A 24,212-nucleotide genomic window follows, 5' to 3' on the forward strand; every position below is an offset into this window, starting at 1 on the left:
TGCGCTCGTGCTCACCCACCTTGCAGATACCCCACCCATAGCCGGGTCACCTCCGTCTCGAACACGTCGGGCTCGATGCCCTCGTCATCCTCCACGTAGCGATGCACCAGCGCATCGGTCCCCTGCGTGACCACGCGACCGGCCACCGTCACATCGGGTACCCGCACCTCGGGGTGTGCCCGCAGCCACGCCACGATCGGCTCGCGCATGCGGCCCTCGGCCTCGAGCAGCCGACGCTGCACCGCGGGCATCCCCATCGCCCATCCCACCAGCGTCCGGTGGAGCCCCGGCCGGTCCGCATGCAGCTCGAGCATCAGCGCCACCAAGCGCCGCACGCCTTGGTCGAGCGGCGTGCTCTGGGGAGGATGCGCCCGCAGCTCTCGCTGCAGCCGCGCCACCGCGTCGGCCACGTGCCGGTCGACCAGCGACTCGAGGATCGCGTCCTTGTTGGGGAAGTACTCGTAGAGCGATCCGATCGAGACCCCGGCCAGCCGCGCGATGGCGTTGGTGGTGGCGCTGCCGCGCTCGAAGATCCGAGCCGCCGCCTCGAGGATGGCGGCGACCGTCTGCTGCGATCGCGCCTGAACGGGCTTGCGACGGCGCGTGGGGGACTTTTGGGCGTCGGCCACGGGAGCGGGAATCCGAGTCGTCGGGTCGGGCGGTCGCGGTCACGCTTCAGACCATGAGCACCGACATCTCATCGAGCGTAGCACTCGGCGCCCTGGCCCTGTACGCCGTCGTCGCCTTCGTCGGCCGCAGCGTCCTCCAGTGGCATCGCACCGGATCCACCGGCTGGCGTGGCCTGCATGGCCGGCCCGGTAGCGCATCGTGGTGGGCGGGCGTGCTGGTGGCGATCGGCGGTCTCGGCCTCGTGATCGCCCCGGTGGGCGCGCTGCTGCTGCCCGCTGCTCCTGTTGGTCACGTGCGCATGGGCCTGGGCGGCATGCTGTTCCTCATCGGGTTCGCGATCACCGTGATCGCCCAGCTCGCGATGGGTGATGCATGGAGAATCGGAGTTCGAGACGGCGAGCGCACCGAGCTGCGTACCCACGGTCCGTTCGCGTGGTGCCGCAACCCGATCTTCACGGGCATGTTGGTCGCCGCGCTCGGCCTCGTCGCCTGGATTCCTCTGGCCGCGCCCGCCTGGCTCGCGCTGTGGCTCGGCCTAGAGCTGCAGGTGCGCGTAGTGGAGGAACCGCACCTGTCGAAGATCCACGGCTCGCGCTACCTCGCCTACGCGACCCGCACGGGTCGGTTCCTCCCCTGGCTGGGCCAAGGCCTTGGTCCCATCCACTGAACGTTCGACGCCCTCTGCGAATTTCTTTTCCGTTTCCTGCAACGCGAGCCGTCGGTGGTCGAGATCATCATCGTGGTCGCAACCTCGTCCCTCTCCCACCCCGCTCTCCCCGTCCCCCACCCCGCCCCGTTCCTCACGCCCATCTGCCCCCTCGCCCCCACCGATCCCGCCCCGCGCCTCCGCCTCGGCGACTACGAGCTGCTCGAGCGCGTGGGCCGGGGCGGAATGGCCGAGGTCTGGATGGCCCGCCGCGTCGTGTTTCCCGGCGGTCTCAAGGCCTGCGCCCTCAAGATCATCCACGGGCGCATCGCCGCTCAGCCTCGCTACCGTCGCATGTTCCTGCAGGAGGCCCGGCTCGCGCTCAAGCTCCGCCACGCCAACCTCGTGTCCGTGTTCGACGTGGGCGAGGCCGAAGGACGCTTGTTCATGGCGCTCGAGTGGGTCGACGGCGTGCACCTGCGCGACTTCGCCCAGGCGGTGTGCGATCGCGAAGGAGGCCTGAGCGTGCCGCTGGTGTGTCACCTGGTCAGCGAGCTGCTCCAGGGCCTGCGCCACGCCCACTCCCTGCGCGTGGGCGGGCGCTCGCTCGGGGTCGTCCACCGCGACATCGCCCCGCACAACGTGCTGGTGAGCGCCGCCGGCGAGCTCAAGCTCGCCGACTTCGGCATCGCCCGCGTGCAAGGCGAGCTCAGCTCCGGCATGCACATCAAGGGCCGCGCCCGCTACATGGCCCCCGAGCAGCTCCACGGCGAGCCCACGCAGGGATCCGATCTCTTCGCGGTGGGGGCCATCCTGCACGAGCTGCTCGACGGCCGCCGGTTTCGCGACGATCTCGAGCGTAGCTCCGACTGGCACCGCGTGGTCTCCGAGGCGCAGCTGCCCCCGCTGTCTCGCCGCGACGTACCCGCGCCGCTCGAGGCCCTGCGCGTGGGCCTGCTCCAGCCCGATCCCAGGCGTCGCATCGCCAGCGCCGACGAAGCACTGGCATGGCTGTTGCGCTGCCCACCGTGGAGGCCGGGCGCCACCGCCCTGCGCGGGCTCTACGAGCGCTGCGTCGGCACCGTGCGCCGCACGGGCCTCACCGATCCCGAGCTCGTGCGCGCGGCCGTGGCCCCGTGGGCCGGCGTCGTCTCACCGCCCGCCGCCGTCGCCCCATGGAATGGTTTGATCCCGCCGCCCGCCGCCCTACCCCTCGCATTGCCGTCCGCGGCCACCCCTGCCCCGTCGGGCCCGATCGCCCTTGCTTCCAGCCCGCCCATCGCCTTCGCAACCGCCCCTTCGGGGCCCGTTCCGGCCGCGTGCCACCGCCCCAACCCGACGGCCACGCTTCGCCTTCGCAGCCACGCTCCATCATGGACGCCCACGCCGTCACCCTCCCACGGGACCGAGCCCATGGGCCCGGACCTGCATGCGGTGGATGCGGCGGTCGTGCACCGGCGCTGCGGACCGCCGGCCCGTCGGGGGCGTGCCACGCGACCGGCCCGGGGCCTGCGCTGGCTCGGTCACGGCTTGTGGCTACTGGCCGGTCTGTTGGCGTTGACCGCGGTCTTCCTGGCCTTCGGGCTGCCGCCCCGACGCGGGCCAGCCTGCATTCAGGAGCCCCCAGCGCCCGCGCCTGGCCGCGCCTGGCTGCGTCTGCGCGGCGATGGCCAGCCGCACGGTCAGGTGAGGATCGACATGCAGACCCTGAGCGTGGCCGCCCGCGGGGAGTGCTGGGTCTCCCCCGGAGTCCACGAGCTGGCGTGGCGGGGCTCGCCCGAGGAACCGTGGCATCACGTTGGATCGCACACGCTCGTTTCCGCCAAGGAGCACCTGGTCCGGGTGGGACACGACGGATTGGCGATTACCGCGTACGATCCCTGACTCGAGCGCATGTCCAACCCGGCCGACCCGAATCGCTCCACGCGGATGTACCGCGCGGTCACTCCCCTGAGCGAGGAAGACATCCACCCCGGCGCCATCATCGGCGATGGCCGCTTCAAGATCTTCGGCATCATCGGCCGCGGCAAGATGGCGTCGGTGTTCCGCGCCCGCGACCTGCGACGCAACACCGACATCGCCCTCAAGGTCCTCGCACGCACGCTCGTGGGGCAGCACGAACCCGAGCGACGCTTCGACAACGAGGTACGCCTCGCCGGGCGTCTTCAGGGGCACCGCAACGTCGTGGCGCCGATCGAGTCGGGCCGCCTCGACGACTGCGGCGGCCGCATGTTCCTCGCCATGGAGCTGGTGCGGGGGCCGACGCTCGCCGACCTCGTCAGCATGCACGGTCCGCTGCCCGTCGAGGAGGCCTGCATGTACATGCGAGACATCGCCCGGGCCCTCCGCGACCTGCACCAGAGCGGGGTGGTGCATCGCGACGTCAAGCCCGAGAACGTGATCGTGGTCGAGCACAAGGGCGAGCGCGTGGCCAAGCTGCTCGACTTCGGCCTGGCCGCCGACACGGGCGCCGGAGCCGATGCCCGCATGACGCGGATGGGCGAGCGTCCCGGTACGCGCCACTACATGTCACCCGAGCAGGCATGGGATGCCCCCGCGCACCCCGTGTTCGACGTCTATGCCCTGGGGGTCACCTTCTACGAGATCCTCACCGGGCACCCGCCGTTCTTCGAGCTCGACGAGGCCGAGGTGATCGCCCGCAAGTGCGACGTCTCGCAGCCGGCACCCAGCATCAAGGGCCGCCGCAACGACATGCCCGAGAAGCTCGAGGTCCTGGTCGACTCCTGCCTCGAGCCGATCGCCAAGAAGCGCCTGCCCACCATCAACGCGTTCCTCAAGCGGCTCGATGCCGCCACCTCCGAGTCCTTTGGGGGCCAGGACGGAGCCATGAGCGCCCGCACCCGCCAGCAAACCAGCATGGTGGGGCAGGCCCGAACCATCGCGCAGCCCAAGCAGCGCAAGAGCAAGCTTCCCGAGCTCATGGCCCAGGCGGCTGCCCGCAAGCAGCAGCCCCACGCGCCCGAGCCATCGGCCTCGCCCGAGGCGCCCACCCCGGACCCCGATCGCATCGTCACCCGGCGTGCCGTCAACCGGGCCGTGGAGGGCTTGGCCCAGTCGGCCACCGCGCTCGGAGGGCAGCCGGCCACCGTGCCGCACCTGCAGCCCACCGAGCCGCATCGTCAAGCGTACCCGCCCGGACCGGCGGCCGCGGGCCACGGAGCCCCCCCCTCGGCGGCGCGCGGTCACACGGCCCCCGCCCCCACGGCCAGGCCCATGCATGGCCACACGGCCCCCGCCCCCACGCCCACCCCACGCGGCCACGCGGGGAGCCCTGCCTCTCCAATGGGCACACCGACCCCCGCGCCGCGCAAGCGCCCGCCCAAGCGGCGCACCAACGCGGGTCAGCGCGCCATCCTCGTGGGTCTCATCTTTGGCGCCGTGCTCAGCGCGCTGCTGGTCGTCGGCCTGTGGATGTGGATCTCCATCCGGAGGGGCGGGTAGGCACCGTGCGGGCCGAGAGCTAGCCTCCCGGCGGGTGCCAACGACCATGACCTCCCACGACGGACGAGCCCAAGCCCGCAGCCACGCGCTCTTCGAAGCCGCCAGACGCACGATCCCCGGCGGGGTCAACAGCCCCGTGCGCGCCTTCGCCTCGGTGGGCGGCGCCCCGCCGTTCATCACCCGCGCCAAGGGTCCGTTCCTCTACACCGAGGACGGGGCCGAGCTCATCGACTACGTCGGCACCTGGGGGCCCGCGCTCATCGGGCATGCGCACCCCGAGGTGGTCGAGGCGGTGTGCAAGGCCGCCGCCGATGGCCTGAGCTTCGGCGCCGCCACCCGGGCCGAGGTCGACTTCGCCGAGCTCGTGTGTGCGATGGTGCCCAGCCTGCGCGACGGCATGGTGCGCCTGACCTGCTCGGGCACCGAGGCCACCATGAGCGCGCTGCGAGTCGCCCGGGGCTTCACCGGCCGCCACAAGATCGTCAAGATGGACGGCGCCTACCACGGTCACGCCGATGTCTTGCTGGTGGCGGCCGGCTCGGGTGCAGCCACCCTCGGCATTCCCGGCTCGGCTGGCGTACCCCCCAAGGTCGTCGAGGACACGCTGCTGCTGCCCCACAACGACTTGGCCGCCGCGCAGGCCCTGTGCGCCGAGCAGGGCGACCAGATCGCCGCCATCATCGTCGAGCCCGTCGCCGGCAACATGGGCTGCGTACCGCCGGCCCCCGGATACCTCGAGGGCCTGCGCGCGCTGTGCTCGACCCACGGCATCGTGCTCGTGTTCGACGAGGTGATGACGGGATTTCGGGTGGCCCGCGGTGGCGCCCAGGAGCGCTACGGGGTCACCCCCGATCTCACGTGCCTGGGCAAGATCGTGGGAGGCGGCATGCCGCTGGCCGCCTACGGCGGTCGCCGAGACATCATGCAGTCGGTGGCTCCGCTGGGGCCCGTGTACCAGGCGGGCACGCTCAGCGGAAACCCGCTGTCGGTCGCGGCCGGGCTCGCCACCCTGCGGATCATCGAGCGCGATCCTCCTTATGCACGACTCGAAGCGCTGGCGGCCCGGCTCGGCGATGGGCTGGTCCGGCGAGCCGCCGCCGCGGGGATCCCGTTGACCGGCAACCGCGTGGGCTCGATGCTCACCGGCTTCTTCCGCGCAGGCGCGGTGACCAACTACGACGACGCCAAGGGCAGCGACACGGCGCGCTTCGCCCGCTTCCACCAGCAGATGCTGGCGCAGGGGATCTACCTCGCGCCCTCCCAGTTCGAGGCGGCCTTCGTCTCGGCCGCGCACGACGAGGCGCTCGTCGACCGCACCCTCGATGCGGCGGCCGGGGCATTCGCCGCGATCGCGGGAGCGTGACGCATGACCGACGACCCCGACGAGCCGTCGGGCTCGCAGAGCTCCGAGCGCGTTCCACCCAAGCGCGCCAAGTGGTTCCTCTACACCGACGCCTCCTCGCTCGGGATCGAGATCGCCGTCGCGATCACGGCCGGCGCCCTCGGTGGCTACTACATCGAGCGCTATCTCACCCACTGGTCGCCGTGGACCATGCTGCTGGGCTTCGGGTTCGGTATCGTCGTCGCCGTGCGGGCCGTGCTACGCACCGCCCGGGCCTACCAGGCCTCCCTTCGGCGCGACGCGCAAGAGGCCCGTCGCGCTGCGGCCGAGCACGAGCCGAGCGCTCCCAAGCAGTGAGAAAGGCAATGACCACTCCCGACTCCACCCCGTTGCTCCGCCGCGCCGCCGCGTGGACGGCCGCTCTGGCGGGGCTCGCCGGAGCGATCTCCCTGCCCCTCTTCGGGCGCGACATGAGCTTGGGCATCGCGCTCGGAGCGCTGGTCGGTTGGGTCAACCTGTGGCTGCTTGCCAGGGCCCTGCGCGTCATGCTTCGCGACCCTCACCAGCACCGCCCGGCGGCCCACCAAACGTGGATCTTGCCCGGTGTCCTGCTGCTCAAGTGGCCATTCATCCTCCTTGCGCTGGCCGGCATCCTTTGGTACATGCCCGCGCGACCGGAAGGGGTGGCCGTGGGAGCCCTCCTTGCCCTCGTAGGGGCCTCCATCGGGGCTCTGGCCAAGAATCGGGTCACGCCGTCACCTTCCTGACCGCCACCATGGGCGACCACGACACCTGGTACACACTGCTGCCCTTCTGGCACGACCTCGAGCACTCGTTCGAAGAGGGCCTGCGGCGTGACTGGAAGTTCCTGATGTTCCAGGACACGCACTTCACCATGGTGCACGTGGTGGGTGCGTTGATCGCCGCGCTGATCATCTTGGTGGCGACGTTCCGCTACCGCAGCTACGCGGCCTCGGCCGAGAGCAAGAACGGCCTCATCCCCAGCCGTCGCTTCACCCTAGCCGCCATGATGGACGGCTTCGTGGGCGCGGTCTACCGGCTCTCGGTCGACGTGATGGGCGAGAAGGACGCCAAGCGCTTCCTTCCCCTCACCGGCACGCTCGGCCTGTTCATCTTCTGCTGCAACCTGCAGGGCCTCATCCCGGGCCTGCTGCCGCCCACCGACACGCTCAAGACCAACCTGGCGCTGTCGCTGTTCGTGTTCGTCGTCTACAACGCGATGGGCCTGTACCGCAACGGGATGAGCTACCTGGCCCACTTCCTGGGCCCCAAGCTCGGCGGGTTCCCCTGGCTGTTCCCCATCTTCCTGCCGGTCGAGATCGCCTCGCACCTCGGGCGTCCGGTCTCGCTGTCGCTGCGCTTGATGGGCAACATCCTCGCCGACCACAAGGTCGTGCTCGCCATCGCCGGCCTCATCGCCGTGCTGGCCCCGGTTCCCTTCCTCCTCCTCGGGGTGCTGGTCGTGATCGTCCAGACCCTGATCTTCACCCTCCTCACGATCATCTACATCGGCTCCGCCATCGAGCACCTCGAGGGGCACTAGTCTTGCCCCCCGCCGCGGACCGACGCCCAGCCCAAGCTGCCAAGGACACTCACCATGAACCGCCGCATCTCTTCCTTCGTCGCCTTCGTGACCTGCTTCCTCGCGCCGATGGTCGCGATGGCCGCCCCCGCTGGTGGCGGTGGTCCCAACGACGGCATCTTCGCCATCGCCATGGGCTTTGGCATGGGCCTGGCCGCCCTCGGCTGTGGCATGGGCCAGGGCCGCGCGGCTGCGGCTGCCCTCGAGGGCATCTGCCGCAACCCCAACGCCGCCGAGAAGGTCAACACCCCCATGCTGCTGGGCCTGGCCTTCATCGAGTCGCTGACCATCTTCACGCTGGTCACCGCGTTCCTGATCTTCGGCAAGTTCGGCTCCTGAGGCAGGAGACCGGGCGAGACCCCCGCGCCACGACGTAGAGCGGCGCGTTCGACGAGAGCCGATCGTCCCTTCACGGGAGGATCGGCTCCTTGCGTTCGAACGCGGGCTCCCCGCCCGCGAGGACGCCCGTGAGGAGGTCGCCGATGCGATGGCCGAAGGCCACGTCACCCGCGTCGCCTTCGACGAGCGCGGCCCGGTCGGGTGGGGCTCGTGCCTCCGCCGCCTCCCCGGGATGCGCGACGGATCTAGGAATTATCGGCGATTGCGGCTGCTCACCCCGAGCAGCCTCGAGGGCCAGCGGCGGCCCCAGGGTTCGGTGCCCAGTCCAAGGGCGGCTTTCGCCCGAGGAATTCTCACGCTGGCAGCAGATCACGGTGCAGCTGGCCAACCCCGGTACAAGGGCTGCGCCGTGGCCGGCATGCTACAGCATGGTGGCCGCGCCGGTCAGAGGCTGCTGCTTGGGTGGAGCGTGCCAGCGCCCCCGGAGAGGGATGAAGCATGACGAGCGCTTGCATACGGCCGGGACCGGGAATCATCAAGGCCCGACCGTGCCGCCGCAGCCTATCCTTCGTCCGATGAGCCCAGCAGCGTAACGTGAAGCCTGTCGGCCAACGCGAAGCCGGCTTCGACCTGGGTGCCGAAGTCATCGTCAGGGATTCCGGCGGCGAGGCCTGCTAGCGCGATACAGGGAGGAACCAGGGATGTCCGGTCGGGTCTAGTACCACCGAATAGCGCCCAGGATGGCTCCAATCTCTCGGCGAGTGACACCAGCGCGGCGGGAATGGTCTCGACGCGGCCGCCAGGCATGGTCACACGTACGGCCTGCAATTCCTCGTCGTTTACGACAGCCTCGGTGATCTTTGCGCTCGCGAACACGCGAACGTTTGGCCATCGGGCAAACTCATCTCGTAAGAAGGCAGGTTCAAGTCGGGGGCCGGCGCATACGATCGAGACATCAGCACCTGCGGCGCTCAAGTGTATTGCTTCACTAGTGGCGCGCCATCCGGCACCGACGACGACGACGGCGCGTCCTTGATAGAATGGCGCTTCGGGAGCAGAGTCGGTCACGACGTGTCTTCGGTCTACGGCGTCAACGAGGTGCCACGAGGACGTTGCGCCAGCAGGGGAGAAGATGACGGCGCGCGAGTGGGCGAGAGGTTCGGAGCCGAGCGGTTCGAAGAGGGTGACGGCAGCTGTGCCAAGCTGAACCCGTTCGACAATGCCGATATCTTCGACCCCAAGATCACACAATTCCGAAGTTAGTTCACCGACGAAATCACTTCCCCTCGTGGCCTCCTGGTTCAACCTGGTCGGCGGGATCACCCACGGGCTCGCCGGGAAGTAGTCGTCTCCGATATAGGACGCGCGACGGACTTCGTGGCCCCGCTTTGCTAGTTCGAGGGAGGCGACGAGCCCAGTGATGCCGTCACCGACGGCCGTGCACGATCGGATGGTCGTGGTCATGGTTTCCTGGCCTTGAAGATCTTGCCACCGCCCGTTATCGTCACGTCCACGAACCCAGCCGCGCGATAGGCTGACTCCATCCCAGCGAATGATCCGTTCCGGGTGAAGAGCGTGATGGTTCCACCCGGTTTGAGAGTGCGGAAGAGCTCTATCATGACTTTTTCGTTCGATATCAGCTGATGGAGGAACCCGGTGGCGAAGTGCTCGTCGAAGAAGTCGTCCGGGAATGGCAGGTTACGCATGTCTGCGACGACATCCACCTTGGGGTGTGGAGTAATGTCAATGTTCGTGAAACCGGCCCTCCCCGATGTTCCACTGCCGAGGTTGGACTTGACCGGCCCCCCGCCGGCAATGGATTCTGCGATCTGTTTCGCCTTTGACGGAGGGGTGAACTCCGTACCCACAGCCGCGGGAAAGGCCTGGTCGATCTGTTCATCCGATCTGCCGGTTGCTGTATCAGGTGCTCCGCTCTGAGCTTCCCCCTCTGCAGCCTCTGGGATCGCCTTCTCTGCGTCAGCCTCGGCTTGCTTGTCGACGTTGCCCTTCTCCGGTGGGCAGAGGCCCGTCTTGTCGCCCACCTTCTTGATCGAGTGTCGGACGAAGCAGCTCCCCACGCTACTTTCCCGCTTGTAGCTGTGGACGGCATCGTCGAAGAGCGTGATCTCCTTGGCATTGGGGTCGAGTGCTGCCTCACGGTACAGCAGCTTGAGCTCGGCCGCGAGCTCATCCCGAGTGGGCAGTCCAGGTCGCTTGCTGCTGGCCCTTGCGATGCTGTTGGTCGCGCTCACCCGTCGCTTGCCGTACACGTCGATCTCGTGCTTCAGCTTTGCTTCGGCCTTGTCGAGCCGTTGGGTCGCGCGGAACCACTCGGTGGGATCGGGGTCGGGGGCATGGGGGTCGGCCAGGCGTTTGACCTCCTCGAGCGCTTCCTCGACCTCGATCGCCGCGTCGACCACCCTCCGCTCCGTGCGTTCGACTCGATCGAGCTGGCGAGTGGTGCGGGTGAGCTTGCCGTCGCTGGTCAGCCGCGGCAGTAGATCGGTGACGTCCTCCAGGGCATCGGTGACCCGAGCGGTCGCTTTCGCCGCTTGTTTCCCGAGATCGACCAGCTTCTCCGCGAATGCCTTGGCGATCGTGCTCTTGGCGAGCAGCTGACCAAAGGCGGCGAGTGCCTTCAGCCTTGCAAACTTGGCGGTCATGGTGATGACCTTCAGCGCCCCCGCCGAGACGACTGCGCCGAAGATCTCGAACACGAGACCTCCGACCAGCTTGCCCATGGTCTTGGCTTGACCAGCCGGATCCGAGGCGTTGAATTCGCCGACCTCCGTGTACATCGCCTCTGCCATCGCAGCCCCGGCCGCGCGACGGACCTTCCGATCCTTGAACATTTGCTCGATGTGCTCGACGAGTTTGGCGCGCTTGGTCTCATCGGCGAGGGTCTGGACGAGCTTGACGATCTGGACGAAGCCGTCGCTGAACCCCCACAGCAGGCCCTCGAAGAAGGCCTCCCCGGTCTCGAGCTCGGTCCATGTGTCCGTGCTGAAGCGGATGCCCAGAGGCGATGCGGTCTCGAGCTCGAGGGCCTTGGTCGCGAACCCGGCCACGAAGTCCTGGCCGCTCGAGTCGAGCTCGGCCAGACCGGCGCCTTTGGCCTGCTCACCCCGGCCCAGATACGCGGCGCGATGGAGCAGCGCGTTGACCAGCAATCCCTCGGCCATCACGCGATCGTACTGCGCGCGGGTTTCGGGATCGTCCCTGAGCCACTCGAGCGCCTTCGCGATCTCGCTCAGCGAAATGTCGTGAGAGAGTAGCTCGCTCGCGGTCACGTCTGCCAATGCCCCCGCCCCTGCGTTGGAGAGGGACGACTGCGACGTGCTCGCGCGCTCGAGGATCTCATGTGCCTTGGCGACCTTCGCTTCGCTACGCTCACGCCCTTCGCGGACCTCGGCCCGCTTGCCCCCGAGGCGGATGAAGGGGGAATCCTGGAGCCAAGAGGCTTCACCGAACAGATCTCTTCGAGCGTCTTGCCATGATTCCCAGGCTTGCTGCGCATCCTCGTTGCGGGGGTAGCTCGGGATGTGATCATAGGCTTGAAGCAACTCGATGCCGCGAGCCAGCATGAGCGCCTGATTGGCAGCGTCGTAGTCGTCGTCGCGCTCGGCGCGACCGACAGCCTGCCGGTAGCGCTTCTTGGCCTCCTTGATTGCGTCGAGCGCGTCCCGGTCCGCGGTCCCGGTCATGATCTCCCTGAGGCGCTCGACGGTCTTGTTGCTCTCCTCCTCGCGTAGAAGCTCCTTGATCCCTTCGTGGAGTCGTTCGAGCTGCGACGCGAGCTCGGGATGGTCCTCGATCCGCTCCGAGAGAGTGGCCGAGAGGCCGAGCTCGTCGCCGACCTTCGCGCGCATGGCGGTGGCCTCGGCGATCCCCCGCTGCTCGCGCACGCGTCGAATCAGGCGATCGATCCGCACCTTCTGCTTACCCTCGGCCCACTCGAACTGGTACTCGAGCTCGCGCAACAGGAAGCTCAGCTCGCGATCGTCGTAGATATGGGAGATCCGCCATCCGGCTCTCTCCATCGTCTCGTCTCCGATCAGGTCACGTACCTGACTGCGGTAGGGGTTGACGTCTACGAGGACGGTCGTCTCTCGGAATTCACCGCTGTCGTCGTGGAAGAACGTCCGAGGGTCTGGCTCGTCGCTCTTCGTCTTGGCGAAGCGAAACGAGAACGTCTCGATTGGAGCTGGCTCCTCTTTCGAGGGCTTCTTGCCGGTCGTGGCAGGCTCAAGATCATCGTCTGACGCTTGCGCCGTGGGTGAGCTGTCGGCAGGTACGGCATCCGATGACTCGTGCGTAACGCCCTCGGGCTCGCCTAGGTCGATGAAGAAGTCCGAGAGGTCATCGACCAGGTGCTTCCCTTCGAGCTTCCTCGTCGCAACGTCCTCTTGTACCTTCGCCTCGGGGTATCGACCCGTGGGGGCAATGCACTGTTCGAGCCCGTATCGATGAATGCGCCCGTCGACATGGAAGTCGATCGTTCCCTTTCTTCCACGGCCCTTGCCACCTCGGTTGCAGATGATGACGATCTTGTCGACTCTACCGTGGGGCTCGTCGGTCTCGGTGTCGTCCACGCCATCGAGCGGAGATCGCTGGATCCGGGGCCGAGTACCCCGATCTCGTACCGCCCCCTGCTGTAGTGTGTGGGTGAGTTCGTGCGCCAGTAAGCGCCGCCCGGAATGTGTGTGTGGCTGGTATTGTCCCGGTCCGAACACCACGTCACGCGCGAGGGTGAATGCCTTGGCTCCAATGCTCCGGGCGAGCAAGCCGGCCCGCTCGTCGGTGTGTATGCGAATGTCCTTGAAGCTGTAGCCGAACCGCGATTCCATGAATTTGCGCGTGTCTACGGACAGCGGCGCTCCGCCGTGAAGCCGCAGGGCATGCAGCCGCGGGGTGAAGGTGGCATCGGGAGCAGGGGTGGAGATCACCGCGGAGTCGCGCTGGAGCGTCTGCTCGAGCTCCACATCGCATTCGGCACACACTCGCTGGAGCCTGCCGTCGCCGTCGAGATCATCGTCGTGCTGCTGCTGGAGCCGTCCATCGTGCTCGTCGTCGACCTCTCGCTGCAGTCGTTCCTCGGGCTCTGCTCCGCACGCGCTACACGCCCGCTGGACCCGTCCGACCGACGTGATCCCGAGGGCGGCTCGCTTCGAGCCATCGTCCGTCGATCCATCCGCCGATCCACACGCCATGCACTCGGTATCGGCCTTGGCGTCGGTTTCATCGTCGGGTGACTCTCCCTCTGACTCCGCCCTGCCACCCTCCCCCATCGGCTTCGCCGTGATCGACGTGGCTCGATCACCGAGCCCCCCGGGCAACGGCGAGAACCGGAGCGGCGCAGACGAGCCCACCACGTTCGACATTCGCATCACACGGTCGGCCGTGGCATCCGCCTCGCGCTCGTAGCCATCGTTGGGCGCTCCGATCTCCAACTTGGCCTGGACGGACATTGGGACGACCGGGACGCGAGGCGACCGCTTGCGATGCTGCGGTGCGGTGGCCTTGGGCGATGACACCGTTGGCTTGGTTGGATGGGCGTATGTCGCCATGGGATCTCCACTATCCGGCAATTCGTCCCGAGACGTCGCCGAGCTCGAGTCTAACGTATGGCGAGTTTTTGGACGTGCTCGATATTGTCACCGCTCGGCCAGACCAAGCACGAGTGGAATCGCCCCGTGCTGCATCGCGCGGATAAGAAACATGCGCCGCAAATTCGGGGTGGATTCCATCCCTCATGCTGACCTTCGAACCTGCTCGAGACGCGTTGCTTTCCTCCAAGACGCGCGCTTCGCAGCTTGACGGATCTATGATTTGGACCAAGCACGAGTGGAATCGCCCCGTGCTGCATCGCGCGGATAGATGGCATGGTGACTTGCGAGGAGGTCGATCACCGGCTGGACACCGCTGGCGGGGACTCGAGCCGCGTATGCCGCATCGCAACGCCATGGATGCACCGTGGGGATCTGCCAGGCGACCGATCGCGGGCACTCCCACGAGCACGGCAGGCCATCAAGGGCATGCTCGCTGCGCTCGTCGCCTGCGGCGCCCCTTGACTGCCCGCCGAGCTCGTGGGGAAGAGCAAGGAGTTTCATCACCGCTGGCCTCAACCGCTGGCGAGAGCCGGAGCGAATTTCCCGTCGAACCCGTGGACGCATCTTCACGGGGCCGATCTCGTGAAACAGCGAGGCTCGAGCGCAGCCAGGAGCTGCGTCGAACGTTGATATGGCTGTGCAAGCGCGATCGACCCGCCCACCCGCTTGCTGATCTAGCTGCGCTGGGCCGGTCCGCCCGCCTTCCCGCACACTGATCTAGCTGCGCCAAGCCGGTCTACCCGCCCTTCCGCACGCTGATCGGACTGCGCTGGGCCGGTCCACCCGCCCTTCCGCACGCTGATCTGGCTGTGCAGGCCCGGTCCACCCGCCTTCCCGAACCCTGATCTGGCTGCGCAGGGTCGGTCCACCCGCCTTTCCGAACCCTGATCCAGCTACACAGCCCCGATCGCGCCGCTCTAGCCCACCACCCGCACCCCTTCGAGGAAGCCGTCCTCCTCCAGCGCGCCGCACGACTCGAACACGATGCGGATCTGATAGCCCTCGCCGCGCAGGAACACGGCGTCGACCTCCTGCTGCTGCCCTTCGAACATCGAGGTGGTGATCACCTCGGTCGCCTTGCCGTCGACGGTGACCGCACGCCGCGAGGCCTCCACCATCGGCCCTCCGGGATCGGGCGGCATCGGTCGCCACCAGCGAGCGTCGACCATGCACCCGCTGCCCGGCGGCGACGAGAACCGCAGGTGGCCCGACGCAGCCTCGCTCGACTCCTCGACCTGCACGAAGCCGTGGGTCGCCTCGATCGTAAGCGGTGCTCCGTTCGTGGGCACGATCGTGGTGGGAGACACGGGCGGCTCGGGCGTCGGCTCGGGCTTCGGTTCCAACGTCGGTTCCGGCTTCGGCTCCGACGTCGGCTCGGGCTTCGGCTCCGGCGTCGGCTCGGCCTGCGACGGAGCCTGCGACACAACCGGCTGCTGAGGCGCGACGACCGGGTGCTCCTCCGCGGGTGAGCCCTGGTGCTGCGCCCCCGTGCACGCACCGAGGCCCAGCGAGAGGGCCAACGAGAAGTTCAGCGAGAGGGCGAGGATCGAGCGCAGTACCACGCGCAAGAGCGTAGCCCGAATGACCCCCCGCCTGGGCCCCGCCTTCGTTACCCTCGATTCATGCACATACGCCTTGGCCTTTCGCTCGCCCTCCCGCTCGCCCTCGGCGCGCTTCCCCTGCTCGGCGCCTGCGGGAGCGATCCCCCCGGCACCGAGACCGAGGACGGCACCCAGGGCTCGAGCGCCGACGCTTCCGACACCACCACGGTCGGCACCACCACCAGCACCACCGACACCGACACCACGGTCGGCACCACCAGCACCACCGATCCCGACACCACGGTCGGCACCACCACCAGCACCACCGACACCGCCACGACCGATACCGAGACCACCGACACCGGCGAGGCCTGCCTGGCCGCCGAGCCCAGTACCTTCGTCACCTACCTCGGCGGCGACGACTTCGAACACGGTCGCGACGTGGCCTTCGATTGCGAGGGCAACCTCTACGTGACCGGCGGCACGCGCTCGGCTGGGTTCCCGGCCACCCTCGGCGGCGCCGCGGGCAACGTGGACGTGTTCGTGACCAAGTACGACGCCACCGGCACGCTGCTGTGGTCGCACCGCTTCGGCGGCCCCAACTACGATCGAGCCTACGCACTCGAGCTCGATGCCAACGGCGACGTGGTGGTGGCCGGCCGGGCGGGTGATGGGCTGCCCACCACCCCGGGTGCGCTGCAGCCCTCGTTCGGGGGCGACCAGGACGCCTCGGGGCTCTACGGGCCCGAAGATGGCTTCGTCGCCAAGCTCACCTCCGACGGCGAGCTGACGTGGCTGACCTACTTCGGCGGCCCTGGACGCGACTTCATCCGCGACGTGGCGGTGGATGGGATGGGCGACGTCTACGTGGCCGCCTCCCAGGTGACCCGAGACCACCCCCACGTGACGGCGGGCTCGTTCGACACCACCCGCTCGAGCATGGACTGCGTGGCGGCCCGGATCTCCAGCGACGGCACTGCGGTGGTGTGGGGCGGCTATCTCGGCGGCACCGGCGACGATTGCCCCGAGCCCAGCATTCGCGTCGACCCGGTGGAGCAGGCACCCGTGATGATCATCGGCACCAATGCAGCAGACCTGCCCGACACCCCCGGCGCGCTGCAAGCCGGCCCCGGGGGCGGGTACGACGTCTTCATCGCCAAGGTGGCGGCCGACGGCGCATCGCTCGACTTCGGCACCTACTTCGGCGGCTCGAGCGGAGACGGCCTGGAGACCCACAATCTCGCGCTCGGACCCGATGGCCGCGTGTACCTGGGGATCGTCACCACCTCGAACGATCTGCCGACCACGCCCGGCGCGTTCCAGCCCACCTACGGGGGCACGGGTGGCGGCAGCACGGGACAGAACACCAACTACCCCGGCGATGGCTTCGTGGCGGTGCTCTCGGCCGACGGCACCACCCTCGAGCACGCCACCTATCTGGGGGGCATGGTGGGCGACGCGGTCGAGGGCATCCTGGTCGCCGACGACGGCCGCGTGTACGTGAGCGGGGGGACGTTCTCCGCCAACTTCCCCACGGCGGGCGTGCCCTACCAGGCGACGGCCGCGGGCGATCTCGACGCGTTCGTCGGCATCCTCGCGCCCGATCTCGGGACGCTCGAGCATGCGACCTTCGTGGGTGGATCCAACTGGGACGTGGCCCGTGCCGTCGCCATCGGACCTGGCGGACGGATCGCCGCCACCGGTGAGACCCGCTCGGGCGACCTCAACGTGACGCCGGGGGCCGACGACGACACCTTCGGCGGCGGCTCGCAATTCGACACGATCGTGGTGCAGTGGGTGCCGTAGCGGCTGGGGCCACCAGCCCCCGCGCATGCGTTTGGCGAGCTCGGGCGCCCGATCTACTCTCTTGCGACCCATGACGTCGCTCCGCTCGATCATGCTGTGCTCCGCGCTGCTGGCTGCTTGCACCCAAGACGCGCCGAAGGCTGCGAACGCCGGGGGGCCCGCGAACGCCGAGGCGACCCCGGCCAAGCCCCCGGGCAGCGTGCCGAGCACGGCGCGGCCACCCAACGATCCCCACGCGGCCCCGGCTCCCGGCGACGAGGACGAGAAGGGGCCCATGGTGCCCTCGGCCTCCGGCTCGTTCGACGTGACCCTCGAGGGCAAGCTCGTGCACTTCCTGCGGCTGCCCGTGGCCCAGAACCGAGCCGTGGCGATCCCCGAGACCGGAGTCACCCGGCTGTCCATCGGCGCGCTCGAGGGCGAGGAAGGGGGACCCGGCTTTCGCATCCTGGTCGAGGGCCTGCGTCCGGACCAGATCGAGTACCCGCTGACGATTCCCACCCCGGGGGCCACCGCCAAGACCAACGGTCCCTACACGATGACCATGCGCTACGAGGTCCACGAGCGGCGCGTGTACGTGCTCGACCCCGACAAGGGCGCCACCGTGGACCTCACGCTCGAGAGCTACGAGGGCAAGACCCTGCGCGGGCGCTTCGAAGGCAAGCTCGCCCCCACCGCAGCGGGCCTCGGTGACCCGATCCCGGTCTCGGGCAAGTTCGCGGTCGAGCTGTTCCTGCGCGGCGTGGAGCCCGGAGCCGCCGCCAACCCCGAGGGCACCCCGGCCCCAGGCTAGGGCTGCTTGAAGTAGAAGCGCTCCCGGACGATCTTGCCGTCCCTCCAGGTGCGCACCGCGACCTCTTCCATCTTGATGCGCGTGCCGTCCTTGAGGGTGGCCTCGAAGAACTGCTCGCAGAAGCTCACGTTGCCATGGACCGCGGTGGCGCCGATGCCCGCGGAGTGAACCTCGGCGATGTTGCCGAACAGCTCCTGCTCGCGCCGCCGGTTGACCTCCTTGCCCTCGAACGCCTGGTCGTTCTCGATCATCACCACGTCGTCGGCGTAGTACTCCTCGAAGGCCTCCAGGGCCTTGCCATGGCGGATGAGGTCGTTGAGAGCGGCGTCGAGCCGAGCGACATCGTGCATCGGTGTCCTCCTTGGGGGCGCCGGGCACCCCGTTCGTGTCGCAAGGGTAACGTCGTTCCCCTGCCGACGGTCAGCCCTCCGGGTGGATTGGCCGTGAACCGCTTCCGGGCATGCTTGGTTCGATCGAATCGAGGTTCCGGCCTGGCCGCGCCCGTTCTCGGTCAGTCCTCCTCGAGCACTCGGGTGCGCAGCGCGTGCACGTCGAACCTACGCGCCTGGCGGCGGGTCTGCGGGGTGAGCTGCCGCTGCAGGCGCTCGAGCACGTCGAGCAGCAGGGCCTCGGTCTCGGGTGACAGGGGATCGAATTCGACCCCCATCCCGAGACCGTCCTCGAGGTGGCGAACCACGGTGCCGCTGTGCACGAACAACACGGGATCCTCGGGACACGCCACGAAGCGCACCTCGATGTGCGAGCCCACCGGGTGCGTGGCTTCGCCCACCACCATCACGCCCGTGTACGAGAGGTTGGCCACCGGCGTGCTCGTGCGAGGATCGGCCTCCGAGAAGCCGACGCTCACCGGCACGCGCTTGGCACGTCGCCGATCTTCCTCAGCGGACACGGTCCCCTAGCATAGAACGGCTCCCCGCCTCCCGGGAACGCCGACCTCGACGATTCGCCCGATCCTCGGCTCGACCCGACCACCACGACCGCGGTACGCTGTCGAACGCCATGGTTCGTTCGATTGGTCGCCTCGCCCTCGCGTCGATTACGTCCGCTGCGCTCGTGGCCTGCGGCCCCGGCGGAGAGGAGCAGACGACCAGCACCGACACCTCGGGCATCACGCTCTCCGTCGGCCCCAGCACCAACGAGTCGGCCGAGGGCACGGGCACGACCGGCTCGGCCACCGGCAGCGCCAGCCAGACCACGGCCCCCACCACCAGTCCCACCACTTTGGACGACACGGCCGACTCGGCCGACACCATCTCGGTCACCTTCGACGTGGGTCAGATTCCCGATGGCGGCGGCAGTGGCTGCGGCGGTGGTATGGGCGGTGACGTCGACTTCAGCTACATCTGGGTCGCCAACTCGTCGCAGAACGCCGTCAGCAAGATCAACACCCAGACCCTGGTCGAGGAGGGCCGCTACCTGGTCCACCCCGGCAACGGCAATCCATCGCGCACCTCGGTGAGCCTGTCGGGCGACGTGGCCATCGCCAACCGCAACGGCGGCATCACCAAGATCCACGCCAACCACGACGACTGTGTCGAGAGCAACGGCATGGCGGGGCTTCAGACCAGCAACGGCGGGGCCAACGTGCTGGGCTGGGACGTCGAGGAGTGTCGCGCCTGGTACACGCCCATGGCCTATTCCACCCAGCGCCCGGTGGCGTGGTCGCCTGGCACGTTCAACCCGGCCGCCTGCGAGTGGGAGGGGCAGATGGTGTGGACGGCCTCGGCGCAATCGGGAGCATCGGGCACGGTGATGGTCACCGTGCTCGACGGCGACACCGGAGTGATCGACTCCGAGATCCCCATTCCCGAGCTCGCCATCGGCTACTTCGGGCCCTACGGGGCCGCGTTCGACACCAACGGCGACTTCTGGTTCGTCGACTCGGGCAACGACGGACCCAGCCAGGAGCTGGTGCGCGTGGACGCGGTCACGCACGACTACGACATCTGGATGACGCCCTCCATCAACCCCTACGGCTTCACCGTGGACACCCTGGGACGGCCGTGGATCGCCGGCTATGCGGGCGGGGTGGCGCGCTTCGATCCCGTCACCGAGACCTTCGACGTCAACAACTCGATCACCGGGCTGGGGATCCAGGAGGACGCCAACGGAATCATGTGGATGGCCCACTATCCGTGGAGCTACGAGGGCGTGATCGCGATCGACCGCGACAGCATGAACGTGGTCGACCAGATCGATCTGCCGTCGAGCCTCGCCAAGGGCGTGAGCATCGACTTCTATGGCTACGTGTGGGTGGTGGATCAGGGGACGTCGGCGTTCCGCATCGACCCGGTCACCAAGGCGTTCGACACCTTCACCGGGCTCACGGGTCCCTATACCTACAGCGACATGACCGGCTGGGGGCTGTCCAGCGTGAGCAACCCGGAGGGATGAGATGAGCGACGTACGACGAGCGTGGTCGACGGCGGCCCTCTTGGCGATGGGCCTCGCGATCGGGTGCAAGGGCGACGGAGGCGAGGATGCCAGCGACACCAGCACGTCGGTCGGGCCCACGTCGGCCGACGGCAGCAGCACGGCATCGACCGGCGATACCGTCAGCGGCGGGAGCATGTCGGCCGACGGCACGGCCAGCACCACCTCCACCACCGCGCCCACGACCACCACCGTGGACGACACCGGGACCGACACGGGGCAGGTGGTGTGCGGCGAGCAGTTCTTCCCCGACGGCTCGCCCTGGTACACCGACTACTCGACGGCCGCGGTGCACCCCAACTCCGAGGCGATCGTGACCTGGCTCGAGGGCGCGGGCTGGGGTGGCGGCGACCAGATGCGGATCGACTTCTCGATCGAGGTGCTGGAGGCCGATGCCTCGACCCCGCGCCTGGAGTTCGAGGCCACCGGTGACTTCTACACCCCCGACTGCGACTGGGTACCGGTGCCCGTGCCCGACGGCGGCGCGCTCGAGGGCGAGGACGGCTACGAGTGCACCACCGATGGTGACTGCCACCTCATCGTCTACGACTGCGAGGAGCAGCGGCTCTACGAGATGTGGCGCGCCAACATCACGGGCGGGACCTTCTACGGCGGCTGCCTGGCGGTGTGGGACATGGGCATGGTCTATCCCGACATCGGGCGCGGCGATGGCTGCACCAGCGCCGACGCGGCGGGCTTTCCCATCGCCCCGCTGCTGTTCTCGGCCGACGAGGTCGCCGCGGGGGAGATCGACCACGCGATCCGCTTCATCCTGCCCAACGCCAACATTCGGCACTTCATCTACACGCGACCGGCCACCCACAGCACCGGGCCCACCAGCGCCCCCGATCCGGCGCCGCCCTATGGCGTGCACCTGCGGCTGCGAGCCGACTTCGACCTCGACTCGCTGCCGAGCAACGGGGCGCGGGTGGTCGCGCGAGCGCTGCAGCGCCACGGCATGTTCCTGGCCGACGGCGGGCAGATCACGCTGACCGCCCGCAGCGACCGCTTCACCACCGCCAAGTGGGAAGGGCTGCTCGATCCGTATGACCTGTCGTCGATTCGACCGAGCGACTTCGAGGTGATCGACTGGGGTCCCGACCTCGACTGGGGCGAGGTCGATTGCACCCGCGAGCCGCTGGGAACTCCGCCCTGAGCGGCAGCCCGCGCACGGCGGGCCACACGGCTCGTCCCGCAGCGGAGGGGCGGCGGCGGCGCGAGGAGCATCAAAGGGCCGGCTCGCGCTTGCCTCGACGCACGGGCTGGCTAGGCCACCGCCTGGAGCCGTCATGCGATACCGACAGTCCGCCGTCTGGATCTACGACATGCCGCCTGCGACGCGTTGGACGCGACGCCTGATGCTGTTGTCGGGCGTCGTCGGGGTGTTCGTGCTCGTGGGCCTCTTGGCCCTCGCATGGTTCGGAATCATCGTGCAGCGGCTCTGACTGCCAAGGAAGGACAACAACCACATGAAAGTCATCGTCGCCCTCTTCGACCATTCCGATGCGGCCGAGCAGGCCGTCTACGAGCTCCTCGACCACGGCATCGCCGTGGACCACATCAATGCCGTGTGCCACCTCGATCCCGACGAGGATCCCCGGCGGGGCCCGGCCCACCACACGGGCCTGGGCTGCGTGCTGGTGGACGCCGGATTCCTCGACGGGCCCGAGCTGGGCACGGTGCTCGCGGTCGGCCCCCGCCTGGGGCCGCTGGCGTTCCCGGGCGAGCCCCGCGGAGCGGGCCTCGGGGTGCTGACTCGGCGCCTGCACCGAATCGGAGTCCCGATGGTCGATGCGGAGGGCTACGTGGAGGCGGTGGAGCGTGGAGCCGCCCTGGTGGTGCTGACCGTCTACGACGCCTACGTGGACGATGCGGCCGAGATCCTGATGCGACACGAGCCGATCGAGCCCGACGAGACGCCGCTGCCCGCCACGCTTCCCTCGGCCCACGTGCCTCCATCGCCCGGTGCGGCGATGGGCTCACGGCCCTGAGGAACCAGCGGTCCGCGGCTCCGGCCCCGCCTCGTGGCGATCGAGTCCCGGCAGCCCCGGGATGTGGTCGTGGTCGTGCGCGTGGTGGTGCCGACCCGAGGGATCGTGATCATGCGCATGGCCCTCGTAGCCTTCGTGCCCCGGATGCTCGGGCCGATGGTGCTCGTGCCCATGCCCGTGCCCGTGGCTGCCCGCATCGAGGATCTCGAACCACGGGTGCGTGCCCCAGCGCCACAGCTGCCGCAGGAGCATCACGGCCAGCACCGCCATCGAGCCCAGCGCCGCCACGGAAGGCTCGCCCTCGTGGCCCCACGCGTCGGACGATCGCACGGGGACCTCGAGCAGATTGACCAGCGCCCCGGTGGCGACGGCGAGCAGCAGCACCGCCGCCAGTCCCAGCGCCACCGCTCGCCCCCCGTAGCCGCGACGGAGCATGCCGATGGTGGCCAGGTTGGTCGCCGGCCCCACCAAGAGCCCCACCAGCACCGCACCCGGCGAGATGCCCTCGAGCAGCAGCACCGCCGCCAGCGGGGTGGCCGAGGCCGCGCACACATACGAGGGCACGGCCATCAGCGCGATCACCAGCAGGTCGCCCCCCGTGTCGGCCAGCCCGACGAGCGAGCCCGCCGGGATCACGGTCTTGACGTAGGTCGCGGCCACGATCCACACGAAGGCCCACGGCGCGATGTGCAGCAGCAGCTCGTCGAACAGCGCGAGCGTGGTCGACCATCGCACGGGCCGGGGCGACGGAGCGCCGGCGAGCACCGAGTGCACGGGCTCGGATGGCTCGTCGTCGTCGCCCCCCGGCCACGTGCGGGCGAGCCGTGAGAACAGCATGGCCGCCACGAACGCCACGCCCGCCGCCGCCGCGATCCTCACCCACACGAAGGTCGTGCCGAGGAACCAGTAGGTGAGGGTGACGGTGGCGGGACCGAGCTCGGGCGTGCTCACCACGAACGCGACCACCAGGGCCGGGCCCGCCCCTCGCTTGCGCAGCGTCTCGGCCAGCGACGGGACTCCGTAGGCACAAAGCGGCAGGCGGGCTCCGATCGCGATGCCTCGCAGCCCCTGGCGCACGACGCCACCCGCCGACGACGGCCAGCTCGCGACCCGCGAGCCCAGTTGCTGGAGTGCGACGCCGAGCACCAACCCCAGCAGCAGCATGGGTGCGGTGCCGGCCCACAGCTGCCCGAACGTCTCGCCGAGCTGCGCCCGCAGCAGCGCCTCGTGTCCCTCGTGCGGCGCGTGACGGTGCATGCCCACGGCCAACAGCGGCAGCGCCACCCCGCACAGGCCCCCCACCACGTCGAGCGCCCCCGCCAGCGGGGCCCGGCGCACCGAGAGCCCCTCGTCGTGCAGGAGGATGTGACACAGGAACCCGGCGACCGCGGCCGACAGCCATGGAAGGATCCCCGCCACCGCCGAGGCGCTGATCGTCCCCGCCGCCGCGAACCCGAGCGCGGTGGCCAGCAGCAGGGCTCCCGTCCCCCGCAATGCCGAGCGACGCCCGCGGGCCGAGAGCGTCGCCGCCACGAACACCGCGGTCAGCGGGATCGTGTGCGCGGCCATGCCCAGCACCAGGTCGCCGTGGCCATGCCCATCGCCCACGAAGGTGCCCAGCGCCAGGCCCTCGGCCCACTGGTGCAGCAGGAACCCGTAGAAGCCCAGCTCTGCACCCACGCCCCGCACCGAGAGCCCGGCGCTGCGCAGCACCATCCGCCCCAGGATCGCCACGAAGCGCGGCAGCACCAGCGCCCCCGCGAACACCCCCAGCGCCACCGCCCCCAGCTCCTGCACCGCCTCGGGCAGCAGCTGCACGAGCACCGCCGTCACCACCGCCAGCGCCGCGAACGTCCGCAGCGCGCCCAGGACCACGTGACCGCGCGCGGTGGCCAGGGCCAGCATGGCACCCACGGCCACGGCCCCCAGGGTCACCATCATCGGACCGAACACGCCTGCGCTCCTGCTGCCCGCCCGGGGCGGCGGCGTTGTAACACGG

General features: G+C 69.1%; 21 protein-coding genes. 14 read left to right on the top strand and 7 right to left on the bottom strand.

Features of this window, described 5'->3' with window-relative positions:
• Window positions 1-11 precede the first annotated feature (11 nt).
• Window positions 12-629: a TetR/AcrR family transcriptional regulator gene (locus OEB96_RS06985; protein ID WP_266214674.1), complete on the bottom strand. Its 618-nt coding sequence runs from the start codon at window positions 627-629 to the stop codon at window positions 12-14.
• Between the two features lie 53 nt (window positions 630-682).
• Here OEB96_RS06985 and OEB96_RS06990 point away from each other — a divergent pair, with 53 nt between their 5' ends.
• From OEB96_RS06990 to OEB96_RS07025, 8 genes are read left to right on the top strand one after another with little or no spacing between them, the layout of a single operon-like run.
• Complete coding sequence (locus OEB96_RS06990; protein WP_266214675.1) at window positions 683-1,297, top strand: methyltransferase family protein; 615 nt, start codon at window positions 683-685, stop codon at window positions 1,295-1,297.
• A gap of 54 nt (window positions 1,298-1,351) precedes the next feature.
• On the top strand, window positions 1,352-3,160 hold the full coding sequence (locus OEB96_RS06995) for a serine/threonine-protein kinase (protein WP_266214676.1): 1,809 nt from the start codon (window positions 1,352-1,354) through the stop codon (window positions 3,158-3,160).
• Window positions 3,161-3,169: 9 nt separating this feature from the next.
• A complete protein-coding gene (locus OEB96_RS07000; RefSeq protein ID WP_266214677.1) occupies window positions 3,170-4,738 on the top strand; it encodes a serine/threonine-protein kinase in 1,569 nt (522 codons plus the stop codon).
• A gap of 46 nt (window positions 4,739-4,784) precedes the next feature.
• Complete coding sequence (hemL, locus tag OEB96_RS07005) at window positions 4,785-6,101, top strand: glutamate-1-semialdehyde 2,1-aminomutase (protein WP_266214678.1); 1,317 nt, start codon at window positions 4,785-4,787, stop codon at window positions 6,099-6,101.
• A gap of 3 nt (window positions 6,102-6,104) precedes the next feature.
• Window positions 6,105-6,437, top strand: a complete 333-nt coding sequence (locus OEB96_RS07010) for an AtpZ/AtpI family protein (protein WP_266214679.1) — start codon at window positions 6,105-6,107, stop codon at window positions 6,435-6,437.
• A gap of 8 nt (window positions 6,438-6,445) precedes the next feature.
• On the top strand, window positions 6,446-6,847 hold the full coding sequence (locus OEB96_RS07015) for a hypothetical protein (RefSeq protein WP_266214680.1): 402 nt from the start codon (window positions 6,446-6,448) through the stop codon (window positions 6,845-6,847).
• An 8-nt stretch (window positions 6,848-6,855) separates the two neighbouring features.
• Window positions 6,856-7,644, top strand: coding sequence for a F0F1 ATP synthase subunit A (gene atpB, locus OEB96_RS07020; RefSeq protein WP_266214681.1), 789 nt, complete (start codon window positions 6,856-6,858; stop codon window positions 7,642-7,644).
• Window positions 7,645-7,698: 54 nt separating this feature from the next.
• A complete protein-coding gene (locus OEB96_RS07025) occupies window positions 7,699-8,022 on the top strand; it encodes an ATP synthase F0 subunit C (RefSeq protein WP_266214682.1) in 324 nt (107 codons plus the stop codon).
• A gap of 561 nt (window positions 8,023-8,583) precedes the next feature.
• Here the strand turns inward: OEB96_RS07025 and OEB96_RS07030 are convergent.
• The 3 genes from OEB96_RS07030 to OEB96_RS07040 all read right to left on the bottom strand — a co-directional run bounded on the left by OEB96_RS07030 (window position 8,584) and on the right by OEB96_RS07040 (window position 15,193).
• On the bottom strand, window positions 8,584-9,486 hold the full coding sequence (locus tag OEB96_RS07030; protein ID WP_266214683.1) for an NAD(P)/FAD-dependent oxidoreductase: 903 nt from the start codon (window positions 9,484-9,486) through the stop codon (window positions 8,584-8,586).
• Window positions 9,483-13,490 (bottom strand): eCIS core domain-containing protein, encoded by a 4,008-nt coding sequence (locus OEB96_RS07035; RefSeq protein WP_266214684.1) that lies wholly within the window; start codon window positions 13,488-13,490, stop codon window positions 9,483-9,485. The genes OEB96_RS07030 and OEB96_RS07035 overlap by 4 nt, the downstream gene beginning before the upstream one ends.
• 1,058 nt (window positions 13,491-14,548) lie before the next feature.
• On the bottom strand, window positions 14,549-15,193 hold the full coding sequence (locus OEB96_RS07040; RefSeq protein WP_266214685.1) for a hypothetical protein: 645 nt from the start codon (window positions 15,191-15,193) through the stop codon (window positions 14,549-14,551).
• Window positions 15,194-15,253: 60 nt separating this feature from the next.
• Here OEB96_RS07040 and OEB96_RS07045 point away from each other — a divergent pair, with 60 nt between their 5' ends.
• Together OEB96_RS07045 and OEB96_RS07050 are read left to right on the top strand one after the other, a co-directional pair.
• Window positions 15,254-16,978, top strand: a complete 1,725-nt coding sequence (locus OEB96_RS07045; protein WP_266214686.1) for an SBBP repeat-containing protein — start codon at window positions 15,254-15,256, stop codon at window positions 16,976-16,978.
• A 70-nt stretch (window positions 16,979-17,048) separates the two neighbouring features.
• On the top strand, window positions 17,049-17,768 hold the full coding sequence (locus tag OEB96_RS07050; RefSeq protein WP_266214687.1) for a hypothetical protein: 720 nt from the start codon (window positions 17,049-17,051) through the stop codon (window positions 17,766-17,768).
• On the opposite strand, the gene OEB96_RS07055 is transcribed toward OEB96_RS07050, so the two are convergent.
• Together OEB96_RS07055 and OEB96_RS07060 are read right to left on the bottom strand one after the other, a co-directional pair.
• Window positions 17,765-18,118: a nuclear transport factor 2 family protein gene (locus tag OEB96_RS07055; protein ID WP_266214688.1), complete on the bottom strand. Its 354-nt coding sequence runs from the start codon at window positions 18,116-18,118 to the stop codon at window positions 17,765-17,767. The two genes, OEB96_RS07050 and OEB96_RS07055, sit on opposite strands and share 4 nt — an antisense overlap.
• 161 nt (window positions 18,119-18,279) lie before the next feature.
• Window positions 18,280-18,678, bottom strand: coding sequence for a PilZ domain-containing protein (locus OEB96_RS07060; protein WP_266214689.1), 399 nt, complete (start codon window positions 18,676-18,678; stop codon window positions 18,280-18,282).
• A gap of 110 nt (window positions 18,679-18,788) precedes the next feature.
• Between OEB96_RS07060 and OEB96_RS07065 the strand changes: the two genes are divergently transcribed.
• The 4 genes from OEB96_RS07065 (at window position 18,789) to OEB96_RS07080 (ending at window position 22,213) form a co-directional block, all read left to right on the top strand.
• The gene (locus OEB96_RS07065; RefSeq protein ID WP_266214690.1) at window positions 18,789-20,183 is read left to right on the top strand and encodes a Vgb family protein; all 1,395 of its coding nucleotides are present in this window, start codon (window positions 18,789-18,791) and stop codon (window positions 20,181-20,183) included.
• Window position 20,184: 1 nt separating this feature from the next.
• Window positions 20,185-21,378 (top strand): hypothetical protein, encoded by a 1,194-nt coding sequence (locus OEB96_RS07070; protein ID WP_266214691.1) that lies wholly within the window; start codon window positions 20,185-20,187, stop codon window positions 21,376-21,378.
• Window positions 21,379-21,511: 133 nt separating this feature from the next.
• Entirely contained in the window at window positions 21,512-21,667 is a 156-nt protein-coding gene (locus OEB96_RS07075) for a hypothetical protein (protein ID WP_266214692.1), read from the top strand.
• 24 nt (window positions 21,668-21,691) lie between these two features.
• Window positions 21,692-22,213, top strand: coding sequence for a hypothetical protein (locus OEB96_RS07080; RefSeq protein WP_266214693.1), 522 nt, complete (start codon window positions 21,692-21,694; stop codon window positions 22,211-22,213).
• Here the strand turns inward: OEB96_RS07080 and OEB96_RS07085 are convergent.
• The gene (locus tag OEB96_RS07085; RefSeq protein WP_266214694.1) at window positions 22,202-24,166 is read right to left on the bottom strand and encodes a permease; all 1,965 of its coding nucleotides are present in this window, start codon (window positions 24,164-24,166) and stop codon (window positions 22,202-22,204) included. The two genes, OEB96_RS07080 and OEB96_RS07085, sit on opposite strands and share 12 nt — an antisense overlap.
• Window positions 24,167-24,212 lie beyond the last annotated feature (46 nt).

The organism is Paraliomyxa miuraensis, assembly GCF_026337845.1.
GTDB lineage: Bacteria > Myxococcota_A > Polyangia > Nannocystales > Nannocystaceae > Paraliomyxa > Paraliomyxa miuraensis.

Coding starts and splice junctions, on each gene's coding strand:
- OEB96_RS06990 (WP_266214675.1), top strand. CDS start 683: ATGAGCACCGACATCTCATCGAGCGTAGCACTCGGCGCCCTGGCCCTG.
- OEB96_RS07000 (WP_266214677.1), top strand. CDS start 3,170: ATGTCCAACCCGGCCGACCCGAATCGCTCCACGCGGATGTACCGCGCG.
- hemL (WP_266214678.1), top strand. CDS start 4,785: ATGACCTCCCACGACGGACGAGCCCAAGCCCGCAGCCACGCGCTCTTC.
- OEB96_RS07010 (WP_266214679.1), top strand. CDS start 6,105: ATGACCGACGACCCCGACGAGCCGTCGGGCTCGCAGAGCTCCGAGCGC.
- OEB96_RS07015 (WP_266214680.1), top strand. CDS start 6,446: ATGACCACTCCCGACTCCACCCCGTTGCTCCGCCGCGCCGCCGCGTGG.
- atpB (WP_266214681.1), top strand. CDS start 6,856: ATGGGCGACCACGACACCTGGTACACACTGCTGCCCTTCTGGCACGAC.
- OEB96_RS07025 (WP_266214682.1), top strand. CDS start 7,699: ATGAACCGCCGCATCTCTTCCTTCGTCGCCTTCGTGACCTGCTTCCTC.
- OEB96_RS07030 (WP_266214683.1), bottom strand. CDS start 9,486: ATGACCACGACCATCCGATCGTGCACGGCCGTCGGTGACGGCATCACT.
- OEB96_RS07035 (WP_266214684.1), bottom strand. CDS start 13,490: ATGTCCGTCCAGGCCAAGTTGGAGATCGGAGCGCCCAACGATGGCTAC.
- OEB96_RS07045 (WP_266214686.1), top strand. CDS start 15,254: ATGCACATACGCCTTGGCCTTTCGCTCGCCCTCCCGCTCGCCCTCGGC.
- OEB96_RS07050 (WP_266214687.1), top strand. CDS start 17,049: ATGACGTCGCTCCGCTCGATCATGCTGTGCTCCGCGCTGCTGGCTGCT.
- OEB96_RS07055 (WP_266214688.1), bottom strand. CDS start 18,118: ATGCACGATGTCGCTCGGCTCGACGCCGCTCTCAACGACCTCATCCGC.
- OEB96_RS07065 (WP_266214690.1), top strand. CDS start 18,789: ATGGTTCGTTCGATTGGTCGCCTCGCCCTCGCGTCGATTACGTCCGCT.
- OEB96_RS07070 (WP_266214691.1), top strand. CDS start 20,185: ATGAGCGACGTACGACGAGCGTGGTCGACGGCGGCCCTCTTGGCGATG.
- OEB96_RS07075 (WP_266214692.1), top strand. CDS start 21,512: ATGCGATACCGACAGTCCGCCGTCTGGATCTACGACATGCCGCCTGCG.
- OEB96_RS07080 (WP_266214693.1), top strand. CDS start 21,692: ATGAAAGTCATCGTCGCCCTCTTCGACCATTCCGATGCGGCCGAGCAG.